This is a genomic window from Sinanaerobacter sp. ZZT-01 (genome assembly GCF_035621135.1).
Classification (GTDB): domain Bacteria; phylum Bacillota; class Clostridia; order Peptostreptococcales; family Anaerovoracaceae; genus IOR16.
Genome location: NZ_CP141728.1, coordinates 23,833 through 35,862, shown reverse-complemented (window position 1 = coordinate 35,862; position 12,030 = coordinate 23,833). Strand labels below are relative to the sequence as shown.

General features: G+C 38.2%; 9 protein-coding genes. 7 read left to right on the top strand and 2 right to left on the bottom strand.

What is annotated here, in order from left to right; all coding sequences use genetic code 11:
* Positions 1-5: 5 nt before the first annotated feature.
* Together U5921_RS00185 and U5921_RS00180 are read right to left on the bottom strand one after the other, a co-directional pair.
* Positions 6-500 carry a chemotaxis protein CheW gene (locus tag U5921_RS00185; protein WP_324824525.1) on the bottom strand — a complete coding sequence of 165 codons (495 nt, stop codon included), beginning with the start codon at positions 498-500 and terminating at the stop codon, positions 6-8.
* Complete coding sequence (locus tag U5921_RS00180) at positions 500-2,581, bottom strand: chemotaxis protein CheA (RefSeq protein ID WP_324824524.1); 2,082 nt, start codon at positions 2,579-2,581, stop codon at positions 500-502. The genes U5921_RS00185 and U5921_RS00180 overlap by 1 nt, the downstream gene beginning before the upstream one ends.
* Before the next feature lie 253 nt (positions 2,582-2,834).
* On the opposite strand from U5921_RS00180, the gene U5921_RS00175 reads away from it, so the two are divergent.
* The 7 genes from U5921_RS00175 (at position 2,835) to flhA (ending at position 12,021) form a co-directional block, all read left to right on the top strand.
* Positions 2,835-3,392, top strand: coding sequence for a sigma-70 family RNA polymerase sigma factor (locus U5921_RS00175; protein WP_324824523.1), 558 nt, complete (start codon positions 2,835-2,837; stop codon positions 3,390-3,392).
* Positions 3,393-3,734, top strand: coding sequence for a hypothetical protein (locus U5921_RS00170; RefSeq protein WP_324824522.1), 342 nt, complete (start codon positions 3,393-3,395; stop codon positions 3,732-3,734).
* A 28-nt stretch (positions 3,735-3,762) separates the two neighbouring features.
* The gene (locus U5921_RS00165; RefSeq protein WP_324824521.1) at positions 3,763-4,527 is read left to right on the top strand and encodes a PilZ domain-containing protein; all 765 of its coding nucleotides are present in this window, start codon (positions 3,763-3,765) and stop codon (positions 4,525-4,527) included.
* Positions 4,524-8,975, top strand: a complete 4,452-nt coding sequence (locus tag U5921_RS00160) for an S-layer homology domain-containing protein (protein WP_324824520.1) — start codon at positions 4,524-4,526, stop codon at positions 8,973-8,975. The genes U5921_RS00165 and U5921_RS00160 overlap by 4 nt, the downstream gene beginning before the upstream one ends.
* Before the next feature lie 121 nt (positions 8,976-9,096).
* Positions 9,097-9,489, top strand: a complete 393-nt coding sequence (gene flgB / locus U5921_RS00155) for a flagellar basal body rod protein FlgB (protein ID WP_324824519.1) — start codon at positions 9,097-9,099, stop codon at positions 9,487-9,489.
* A 66-nt stretch (positions 9,490-9,555) separates the two neighbouring features.
* On the top strand, positions 9,556-9,918 hold the full coding sequence (locus tag U5921_RS00150; RefSeq protein ID WP_209010598.1) for a response regulator: 363 nt from the start codon (positions 9,556-9,558) through the stop codon (positions 9,916-9,918).
* A 45-nt stretch (positions 9,919-9,963) separates the two neighbouring features.
* Positions 9,964-12,021: a flagellar biosynthesis protein FlhA gene (gene flhA, locus U5921_RS00145; RefSeq protein ID WP_324824518.1), complete on the top strand. Its 2,058-nt coding sequence runs from the start codon at positions 9,964-9,966 to the stop codon at positions 12,019-12,021.
* Positions 12,022-12,030: the final 9 nt, after the last annotated feature.

Here is a 12,030-nt window from a genome sequence, read left to right as displayed (position 1 = left end):
CTCTGTTAATTGATATCAAGAAGAAGGAGACAGTCTAGCAGTAAATAAACCATATTGTCAATCCTTGCTATACCACTGACCATATCTTGCTGCGTACTTAGGGGTGGTGCACAAATCTGTGATTCATAGATATCCAGCATTTGAGAGACGCTTTCCACCAATAAACCAATTGATATATTTTCTACTGAAATAACAATAATACAACTTTCTTTGCCATATTCAGCGTCTCCACGATTCATCCGTAACCGCATATCCATAATAGGAATAATTTGACCACGTAAGTTGATTATTCCTTTTATAAAGTTGGGGGTTTTAGGAAGGTGAGTAATGGAATGTCCGTTAATAATTTCAATTACAGAATCCGCATCGATTGCAAAGTTTAATTCATCAGATACAAAAGCTAAATATTTCTTCGATACTTCCGTATTGTCCTTTGCTTGTTCAAATTCTTCGTCAAAGTCAATATCCATTTCATTTGTCATTTGTGATAAGTTTGCCATTATAATGCACCTCCGATCGCTGCAGTGTGAAGATTTATGATATCTAAAATAATACTGATATTACCGTCGCCTAAAATAGTACAGCCCGCTATTCCGGAGTCCTTGACATTATATGTACTTAAATAAGTAGGGATCGGCTTGACAACAACCTGCTGTTCGCCTAAAAGTTCGTCGACAAACAAGCAATAAGACTTTTCGCCTGCCTCTACCCAGATCATAATTCCATCACTGACTGTCTCTGCTTTTGGTGCGATTGAGAAAAATTCATTTAAACGAATAATTGGATAGAACTTGTCCATTTTCTGGATCATTTCACCCTGTCCGGCATCGTGTACAATATCTGATTCATCAATTTTAAAGGATTGACGGATATTATGAATTGGAATGGTAAAAATCGAATTTCCAACGGATATTTCCATACCATCGACAATTGCCAAAGTAAGTGGAATTTTAAAGATAGTAGATGTTCCTTTTCCTTCCTCACTGGTCATGGTAACAATGCCACCGACTTTTTCAATGTTTTTCTTTACAACGTCCATACCTACGCCTCTGCCGGAGTACTCGGTAACTTCTTCATTTGTTGAAAAACCCGGAAGCAAGAGAAGCTGAAGCACTTCTCTTTGGGAATATTCACTTTCTGGTTTAGTAAGCAAGCCTCGTTCTTTGGCTTTTTCAATTACTTTTTGAGTATCAATACCCTGTCCGTCATCACTGATTGTAATTATAACCTCACTCCCGGTGTGTTCTGCTTTTAAGGTGATTGTTCCTTGCGGATCTTTACCGAGTGCGATTCTATCTTCTTTATTTTGTTCTAAACCATGATCCATAGAATTTCGAACCATATGCATAATTGGGTCACCAATGCTGTCCACAATTGTTTTATCAACTTCGGTATCGGCACCAATGGAGACTAAGCGCGCCTCTTTACCCAATGCTTGGCTCATATCTCTGACAATCCGATTCATTTTCTGAAATACGCTGGATACGGGAACCATACGAATTGACATTGCAGTATCTTGTAGGTCATCGGTCAATTTCCGTAATTGACGTGCAGATTTTGTAAAATTATCAAGCTTGAAACCTTGAAGGTCAGGGGAGGACGTTACCATAGATTCGGTTATGACAATTTCTCCCACGATATCCATTAGGCGATCCAGCTTAGTAAGGTTAACGCTGATCAAGCTTTGCTTTCCAGAAGAAAGATGCATAGGCGCGTCGTCTGCTTTCTTCTTTTGAGCTGTTGTTTTCTTTGCTTCTGTTTCTTTTGCAGGAGCGCTGCTCTTTTCAGTATTTTCTTCCGCTTTTTCTATAGTTTCCACTTTTTTATCTTCCTGCTGATTATGTAATATTTCATAAGTACGAATATTAAGAGACGTTTTTAAGATGCCGATTGCTGCATCTAAATCTTCGTGATTGTTAAAATAGAGCGTAAAACCATGTTCTATAATGTATGCAGCAGTACTCGAATCGTTTTCTACATTTTGAGGTTCATAGGAGAAAGGACCGCAGACATCTTGCATAGCTGTAATGAGCATGAAGGATCGCAGATTTTCCATCCCGCACTCTTCGTCAAAAAAGACTCGAATTGCAAGTTCTGAGTTCTGATCTTCTTTCGTTTGATTTTCAATGGTTTTATCAGTAGCTGATGCAGCTTTTTCATGATCGGATGAATCCGAGGAACCTTTAATCTGTTGTAAAAATCGTTCAATACCAGAAATTAGTTCAGAGATATCCTCGTTTAGAGGCTCGTTATTTTCAATTTGGATTACCTGTGATTTAATAAAATCGCTCGCTTGAAATAATAAATCGAATAAATCGTGACCAAATTCCTGATTTATTTGGTTTTCACGAATAAAGAAAAATAAATTTTCTATTTGGTGGGAGAGTGCAGAAAGGCTATTAAACTGCATCATAGCCGAAGAACCTTTAATCGTGTGCATGATACGAAAGATTTCGTTTACCGCATCCTGACTGAAATCCCCCTCTTGCTCTGCGCTTAAAAGGATTTCGTCGAGTTGTTCAATAAGAGTATTTGTCTCATACAAATACATGTCTAGCATATTTTGCATACTGTTGTCCATAATTGTTACACCGCCTTGTCTACTAATATAGAAAATTATTTTTTATGTTTCGCTTTGTATAGCGCACCATTTAATTTTATCGTTTTGAAAATTCATGCAATAAAAATAAACGGAATGTTGTGAGAATGATTGAACCTAATTAAAGGATACGATATAATAATTTATTATATTGGGAATATTATACCACAAAAACATATAATCCAACAAACAAATATAAGTCAGAGTTATTTTTTTGTGAAAGAGAGGAAGTCGTTTGGAATCTGCATACATAAGTGTTGAGGAGAAATCTGGGTATAGATATGGTCAGTTTTATGAGAGGCATAAGGAGACGATTTACAAAATTGCACTTGAGAAACTGAACGGCGATGAAGATTTAGCAATTCATGTCGTTGAAGAAACGTTCACCCGTGCATTTGATGGCATAAGATATATTGAAAAAACAAATTCATTTAAAGCACAAGCTTTTCTGATTGCGAATTTAAGAAACGTGCTTGAGGATGTCTATCGAGATGCCAGAGCTAAAATGGGGATTGTCGACCCCCCAGAGAAGGAAGACAGCTTTCTCGAACGAGAGGACTTTGATGTAGATCAAGTGCTGTCCAGAAATGAGATGGTTGCAGATCTTGCAAAATATACTGATAAATTACTTTTAAAAGAGAAGGAACTACTATTTTTCTTATTCTTTATGGGATTTTCGAAAAAAGATATGGCACGGCGTTTTGAGATATCAACAGATAATATTCGAGTTCGTATTCATAAAGTGAAACGCAAGCTGGCTAAATTAATTTTAGAGAGGGAGGGACGACCTTAATTGAAGACATTTGATGAAGAGTATAAAAAAACATCTCAAAAGATGTCGGATGTAGTACTCGAATATGCAGCACAATTTATTGCAGAAGATTATCTTGAAGAATATCGGAGGGCAAAAAGAAGACCGCGCGCAGTATTTATACCAAGGGAATTAGATGACCGCCTTTATCAGAAAATTGATAAGCTTGAAAAACGTGAAATCTATCAGCGCAAATTCAGACTGCTGAAACAAACGATTCGGCATATTGTTTTCGGAGCAGGGTGTGCGGCGATTCTATTTGTAATTTTTATATTTTCTGTGGAGCCGATCAGAAAGGCGATTTTTGAGTTTGTTATGAATTAGTGAAAAGCAAATATTGAAGGATATAGAAATGGTAAAAATAGAAAGGAATTTGATTTTGGGAAAACGAAATACCACACTAGTGAAGGCTCTAATATGCGACTCGACAACAAAAGAACCGATGCAGGCATTTGTATTGGAATTAGATGTTAAAAAAGAAGCAATCCTTAATATTGATTTGCAAAACAAGACAGAACTGGAAATTGAAAAAGAAATTGAAGAACGGCTTTGGGAAGGGAAATTGGTAGAGCTGCGTGTGCTGGCTGGAAGTAAAGGGGTGGTTCTCTATACAGGCATCGTATCTTACATATTAAAAGAACGGATTCATATTCGGGAATTGAAGGCGAAGGGAAACATTCAAAGAAGAAAAGATGTGAAGGCAAAATTTACTGCACAAAGTGAGCTTTGCTGTATTTCTGCTGACATACCGGGAGAAATCAACATTACCTTGCGAGACATCAGTGCGGGAGGTATTGGATTTTATGCAGATAAAGAAGATATAGAAAAATTAATAATAGATGAAGAATATCAGACGATTTTTGACGGTGGAGATGTTTCAATCGCCTTACGCTTTGTTTTAAGATGGTTTACAGAGATGGAAGATGGAAAAGTGAACTGTGGAGGAGAATTTAACGGGCTGAAAAATGTAGAGGAAAGGGTAATTCGTAAATTTGTATTTGATAAAGAACGCCAGGAACGAAAAGCTTTGAAGGAGGAAATGGAGAGAGAAGAGGAACTGCGAGCACTGATGAAGGAATTGGAGAAAGAGAAACAGATTGAGGAGGAAAAGTCATGATAAGAAAAAAGAAATGTTTTAAAAGACATATTGCAGTAGTGGCAGCTTTTGTAATATTAATGACTCCGGCTTTTCCAATTGGAAAAGAGCTGGTATCACCCGTTTACGGCGCAAGCTGGGCAGAATCTTACTTAAATAATTTAGTAAGCCGAAATATTATGAAAGGGGATGCCAATGGAAATTTATATCCGGATAAAAATATTACACGTGCGGAGTTTGCTGCCATGGTGAATCGTTCTTTGGGTTTTACGGAGAAAGGGAAAAAATCATTTTCTGATGTGCCTAAAACTGCGTGGTATGCAAATGATATTTCTATTGCGTCAAACCAGGGTTACTTAGCTGGAACGGGTCCAAATACAGCGGGACCAGAGCAATCGCTGACAAGGGAGCAGGCTGTTACGCTTTTGTGCCGTGCGGTTAAAATAGAGGAACAAAATTCGGATTCTCTGACCTTTACCGATTCGAAAAAATTTAACAATTGGAGTAAAGGAAGCATCTTTGCCGCAACGGAGAAGGGATTTATTTCTGGATTTTCTGACCAGACCTTTAAACCTCAAAAAGATATTACTCGTGCTGAGGTTGCTAAGATTTTGTCCGATATGACTGGAGAAATTGTCAATGAATCCCGCATGGTACGTATTAATTACATAAATGGAAATGTTACTTTGGCCAAGACCGGATCCGGACTCAGAGATACCACGATTTATGGTGATTTGTACATAACTGAGGGTGTAGGTCCGGGGTATGTTACACTCGATAATGTTAAGGTTCTTGGAGATGTGATAATTTCCGGCTGCGGAGAAAGTAACGTTGGAGAAAGCAGTATAGTTGCATATGATTGTGAGTTCAATCGTGTGATTATAGATGTAGGACATGGTAAAAAGCTGAGCTTAATTGCAGAAGGAGATACTACAATTGAAACAACGATTGTACGCAGTAATGCTTTTTTAGAAGAAAGAGGGAATAATTACGAAGCCTTTGAAGATATTGTATTAGATGGACCGGAAAAAACCACTTTAGATTTGTCAGGGGAATTTGATACAGTATCTGTTTTAGGTAAAGAAAATACACTTTCTTTAAGGTCGGGAAGCATTGACCGTTTGATTGTAGATGAAGTTGCAGAAAAAAGTACTGTTTATTTAGAGAAGAAAACATATACGGGCGAGCTGTATACAGACGTAGGGACGACTGTAAACGGGCAAGGAGAAATTGATTCTATTTTAATTATGACAGATGGAACAAAGGTTGAATCCCTTCCGAATGAAATCACAATCAGACCTGGGGCTACCGCAACAATTAATGGAAAAAAAATGAATAGCATTGATGCTGATATTGATCGAGAAGACCCGGAGATTTGGGGTGGGTATCCGAAAATTGATGAAATCGATGCAACGAATGTAACTGCTTTACTAAAAGCAAATAAACCGGGGAAAATTTATTGGGCGATTAAGCAGTCCGGGAGCGATACTCCTACGGATGATGAACTGATGAATCCGAATAATGACAAAAATATTATTAAATCAGGAAACGTGAGCGTCGTTGCAGAAAAAGAAGTATCCGTTAAAGTATCAGGCTTAAAAAGCGGAAAAAACTATATTTTTTATGCGATTTTAGAAGATACACGTGAAAATATTTCTGATTTGGAATATGATTATTTCCAGACGTTGGATAATGTGATACCTTCAATGATTACAGGCTATCCAAAGGCGGAGGCACTTTATGATGACGAAGGACATAAGCTGAAATTTGAAGCAGTTTCAACCAAAGATGGAACAATTTATTGGGCAGTCGTACCAAAGGGCAGTGTTGCACCGACAACAGATCTCTTGATAAAAAGTCCGATAAAAGTTCCGGGAGCTGTAAAAATGGGAACTGCTGCCTGTTTAAAGAATGAGCTTAGCACCTTTTATGCCACGAATTTAGAAGAAGCTACAGAATATGATATCTATATGGCTATTTTAGATACCAGTGAGAATGAATCTAAAGTCTTTAAGATCCAGGCAGTAACAAAAGATGTTACTGCTCCTGAATTTACGAAACCGGTGTATCCACTTGTTGGAGCTGTAACTGAAAAAACAGTGCAGATGAAATTTATGACAGACGAGAGCTGTACCTTATATTGGGCAGTTTATCCGAGAGGAACAAAAGTTCCTGCATATTATGAGCCTACGATACCTGCTCCTTTGACTGAGCTGCACACACCAGAGGCACAGCAGGCAGTTATCAATGGAAGCAACGCTTTAAAAAATGGAAAAGCAACTGCCGTTGCAGATAAAGAGGGGAGTTTTATCATCAATGGGCTGGAAGTGCAAACGCCATATGACCTTTATTTTGTCTTAGTTGATAAATCAGAGAACAAATCCATGCCGGTATTGAAAAAAGAGATCATTACGAGAGATGATATTTTACCGACAGCTTCTGTTGTCTTTGATGAATCGTTGGTTTCAGAACAAGGGGAACCACCGGTAGGTTCCGATATTCGGCTGGAATTCAGCGAAATTGTATATGATGGTGTTTCGGATGAAAAACGTTTGCTGGCAGATCTTTCGGATTCTGAGTTGGGCGATTTTATAAAATTGTATAACACGTCAGACAGCCCAAGAACAGAAGTAAGCATAGATTTTTCGCAGGCAAAGTTTTCAGAAGAAGATGGGAAGACGATCCTGACCTTTACAACAGGAGACCAAGCTTCAACAAATCCCGCAATTCAGCTTGCTAGCGGCAATCGTTATGTGTTTGAATTAAAGGGAATTGCAGATGCGGCGGCAAACAAAATGAAAGCAAATGCACAGGGAAATGTAACTCGACTCACCGAGTTTAAAACAATGGCTCCATTTGTGAGCTTGAAGAATATTGGCTCAAAAGATGATAGTCATGATTTGGTTTTTCAAATTGAACCGAAGATTCAGAATGCGGCAGAAGAGCTGTGTTACGATACGATTTTGGAGAGCGATGCAAAAATAACCTTTGATATAGCAGTTGACAATGGAAGCGGGACTAAAACTACGATCACAGGATTGGAAATGGTTCCAAACCGTTACTATTCGCTACAGGCTTTGATCGATGCCAATTTATATACAAAATATAGTAAATTTAATGAATTAAAAACCACTACTTATTCAATTAAAATAACAAAATTAGAAGGTGTTGAAAATCGAAGCATTTGGAATCAGCAGCTGAATTTGACTGTGAGAGGGCTTGCTGGAACAAGACAGCAGTTGATTGATGCGGCATTTAAGGGCTCAAACGGATTGTTTGAAGGACAAGCTTCTTCCTTAGAGGCTTCTGTAGTAAGTGATCCAGCAAAGCTGCAATGCACGAAATACTTTTCTGATGTCATTGCACCGCAATTTAGCACCGGTTATCCAAAGTTGGCTGCAGGCGATACATCCATCCGAGCGGATTACATGTTAGATAAGTCCTGTACGGTATATTGGCTCCTTTCTCCAAAAGGTGCGGTGGCTGCTATGCCGGATGCGATTAAATTGATTGATGGGAGCATTCGTCCTCAGGGAAGCAAAGTAGGAAGCTTTTTCGTAGTAAACCCTAATGTAGAGTTTACGGAGTACATTAATGATCTAAAAGCAAACACCGATTATGAATTTTACTATACCGCAAAAGGAAATGCCGCATCTGCGGTTGCAATGAAAGAGATTCGAACCCAAGCGGTCGTAATACCGGATTATATGGCCGGCTATCCGCGCAAAAAAGGGCAAGGTGGTTCGGAGGCATACGTCGATATGGGAGCAATTGATGCGGATGCAGATGTTTATTGGGTTGTCTATGAGACGGGAACGGTGACTTCACTCACTCCGACTGAGATTGCAGGAATTGATGTAAAACCAGACTCTAGGGTAATCGACTCCGGTCAACTTTTTATTCGAGAGGATGAAACGGATACGATTACTGTAACAAACCTGAATCCGGAACGTTTTTATGACATTTTCATTGTAATGAAAAATCCGATGTCCGGACCGGATGATGGAAACTGGTCCGCTGTGGAGACGGTAACCGGAATTACTTCGGCGGACACGGTTGCACCGGCTATTGTTGATGGCAGTGTGATAACCAGTATTACAGAGATAAACGGAACCGTAATGAAAAAATACAATGGATCGTTGTCTGTTATGTTTAGCGAACCGCTTTATTATTTGGATGCTTTAAGCGGGACTCGAAAGAAATTGAAAAAAGATGTATTGCAGCAGATGCTTTCGGATAACATTTCGGTCGGAACAGTTACGGTCAAAAGCGCGCCTTCTTTGGAGCCAGACGGCGGTATCATCAGTTTTGTGATTACGTTTGAAAATGTTATGGCAAACAGTTCGATGAATATTCCGAATAGCATTGTTGATGTGAGCGGAAATATTGCGGGAAAGATGAACATGAAGTTTATCGTGAACAAAGATGAACCAGAAAGCAGCGAATGGCTTGTAGAATTTGTCAAATAGTGCCGTAAAATAAGCACAAATGGAATGCGCTGGAAAAAACGGTTGAGAAGGCTGCCATTTCGTAGTATAATGACATAGAATATTATGCGTGAAAGTAAATGCATAAAAAAGGAGGCGTTTTATGGATTGGCTTAATACAAATTCCATGTTGCTGACAGAGAAAACTTTGGACAATCTCTGGCAGCAACAGCGTTTGACTTTACAAAATATTGCAAATTCCGAAACACCGGGGTATAAAGCAAAGTATGCCACATTTCAAGAAGAATTAAAGTTAAGCCTTTCGAAACTTGATAAAAAAAGAGTCTCTAAGGCAAATGAAATCGGCAATGAAATTAAGGGATCGAAGCTGTGGATTCATGAAAGTTCAGAGGAAAGCACACGCTTGGATGGCAATAATGTACAAGTTGATGTAGAAAATTTAGAATTGGTCAGAGCGCAGTTTCAATATGAATATGCACTGCGTCAGGCGACAGAAGAACTTAACCGTCTGAAAACAGTGATTACAGGAAGCTGATGGGCTGTAAATTTAATTACGTTAATAATAAAGATATATAACGAATAAAAATAGAGGAGATTGATTATGGCAAAGATTTTACTAGTGGATGATGCGGCTTTTATGCGCATGATGATAAAAGACGTTCTGAAGAAAAATGGAATTGAGGATATCCATGAAGCTGCTGATGGAGCGCAAGCTATCGAAAAGTATAACGAAGTCCATCCGGATTTGGTATTTATGGATATCACTATGCCGAATGTTGATGGTCTTGAGGCGTTGAAAGCAATTAAAGCAGCAGACCCAAATGCAGTTGTTGTAATGTGTTCTGCGATGGGGCAAGAAGCTATGGTAATCGAAGCAATTAAAACAGGGGCAAAAGATTTTATAGTAAAACCATTTAAACCGGAGCGTATACTAAAGACTTTAACATCATTGAATATCCAGTAGAATGAAACTTGAGTTAAATTTTGCTGAGGAAGATGGTGAAGTATATTGAAAAGAATAACCGACAACATTATAGCCGTATTTGTTGTGCTTGTCATTTTATTGTTGATACTTCCCTTGCCTCCATTTCTGCTAGATATGATGTTTATTATCAACATTACCATCGCACTGGTTATTTTATTAATCACGATGTACATCATGGAGGCTTTGGAATTTTCAATTTTTCCATCCTTGTTGTTGATTACTACATTATTTCGTATATCATTGAATATATCTTCTACACGTTTGATTTTAACCAATAAAGGTGAAGCAGGAGCGGTCATTGCTACATTCGGATCCTTTGTATTACAGGGAAACATCGTTGTTGGTGTTATTATCTTCTTAATCATCGTTTTGGTTCAATTTATCGTTATTACAAAAGGTGCGGAAAGAGTTGCTGAAGTTGCAGCAAGGTTTACATTGGATGCAATGCCAGGTAAGCAGATGGCGATTGATGCAGACTTAAGCTCTGGACTGATTACAGAAGAACAGGCAAGAGAACGAAGATACAAGATTCAAAAAGAAGCAGACTTTTATGGAGCGATGGATGGTGCTACAAAAATTGTAAAAGGCGATGCAATCATGTCAATCGTTGTTACAATGATTAACTTTATCGGAGGCCTTTTAATTGGCGTAATTCAGATGGGAATACCTTTTCGTGAAGCAATTGGAATTTATTCGATCGCAACGATTGGTGATGGACTGGTTTCTCAGGTGCCGGCATTATTGATTTCTACTGCAACTGGCATGATTGTAACAAGAGCCGTGTCTGAGGGGAGTTTAAATTTAGATGTAAAGAAGCAGTTTCTCTCACAACCTACTGTATTAATCATTGCTGGTGGAATTATGGGCGCAATTGTTTTTATTCCGGGAGCACCACCGGTTCAGCCGCTTATATTGTCTGCAACTTTAATTTTCTTAGGAATAAAATTAAAAGGAAAGAAAACGATTCAAGAACATATGCAGCTAGTGGAGGAACAAGAAGAGTACATACCAGAAGAATTTGATGAAAATTCATACTTTAAAGATATAAACAATATCTATTCTTTATTAACAGTAGAACCAATTGAAATGGAATTTGGTTATAGCTTGATTCCGCTTGTAGATGAAAGCAGTGGCGGCAATCTGATTAATCGGATTGTAATATTCCGGCGACAGTTTGCACAGGAAATGGGTTTTGTTGTACCGTCAGTCAGACTAAGAGATAATGCCATGCTGAATGCAAATCAGTATGTGGTAAAGATGAAAGGTGAAGAAATCGCAAAGGGTGAATTGCTGGTTGATTATTATCTTGCATTGGAACCGGCAAATCCGACTGGACAAATTGATGGAATTGAAACGATAGAACCTGCGTATGGTATTCCGAGCAAATGGATTACACCAGATAAAAAAGAATTAGCGGAGATATACGGATATACGGTAATCGATCCTTTATCTGTTATGCTTACTCACTTGACGGAAACGATCAGACGGCATATTCATGAATTATTGACTCGAAGTGAGGTAATACAATTACTAGAAAATGTAAAAAAACTTTCACCGGAGCTGGTGGAGGAGACTATTCCTAACATCATATCTTATGCAAATTTTCAGAAAATACTGTATAATCTATTGAAAGAGGGAGTTCCAATTCGTGATATGGTTACGATTTTAGAAACGATTGTAGATGCTGGAATGAGTACAAAGGATATGGATATGATTACCGAAAATGTTCGTATCGCATTGAAGAGAACTATAACCAGAAAATTCTGTGAAAGCGGTCAATTAAAAGTAATCACATTAGATTCTGAAGTAGAAAAAGTTGTGTTATCCAGTTTAACCAGAAGCGAACAAGGTGTTTATTTAGCATTGAATCCAGACGTAATACAGCGGATTGTTGGACAGCTTTCTGAACTGTTGAAGAAATTTTCTTCTTTTTCGCAAACACCTGTTATTCTGACAAGTCATGTGATTCGATTGTATTTTTATCGGATGGTGGAGCAGTTTTATCCAAATATTGAAGTCCTCTCATTTAGTGAGATTGCAAACGATGTTCAAATACAAGCATTAGGAAATATTGAACTTTAGTTGAAAAAA